Annotated in this window: 2 protein-coding genes; one reads left to right on the top strand and one right to left on the bottom strand. The window is 45.0% G+C overall.

What is annotated here, in order from left to right:
* The coding region (locus tag I6F37_RS44185) for an ABC transporter C-terminal domain-containing protein (protein ID WP_225155013.1) at window positions 1-185 on the top strand (185 nt) is incomplete at its 5' end.
* On the opposite strand, the gene I6F37_RS44190 is transcribed toward I6F37_RS44185, so the two are convergent.
* Window positions 182-389: hypothetical protein (locus I6F37_RS44190; RefSeq protein ID WP_225155014.1), on the bottom strand; the 208-nt coding region annotated here is incomplete at its 5' end. The genes I6F37_RS44185 and I6F37_RS44190 overlap by 4 nt on opposite strands.

Genomic DNA, 389 nt, shown 5'->3' on the forward strand with positions numbered 1-389 from the left:
TGACAAAACTGGAAAAGCGGCGCGTTCAGGTAGAAGCCGAAATGGCGAAGCCGGAGGTGTTTGCAAATTTCGAAAAACTTCAGCAGACACAACATGATTTTGAGCAGCTTGAAAAAGAATTAAAGGAGGCCAACGACAAGTGGGACCATGTTGCAGCTGCCATTGACAAGATCAACGAACTTTAACGCAGTCCAAATCCTATCTGAACAACCAGCCTGTTGATATCTTCTTCAGTGGACTGCCTGAAATAGTGCCCGAAACTGCTCCAAAGTTCAGTTTCATACGACGAGTGAGCCCGTTGGAATTTATGTCCTGCCATCATGTAAAGGCTGAATTTTTCTTTTTTAATGCGGTAGCCGATCAAAGACGACACCATTGTTCCGCCATAG

It is taken from the genome of Bradyrhizobium sp. NBAIM08, assembly GCF_020193935.1.
Taxonomy (GTDB): Bacteria; Pseudomonadota; Alphaproteobacteria; order Rhizobiales; family Xanthobacteraceae; genus Bradyrhizobium; species Bradyrhizobium yuanmingense.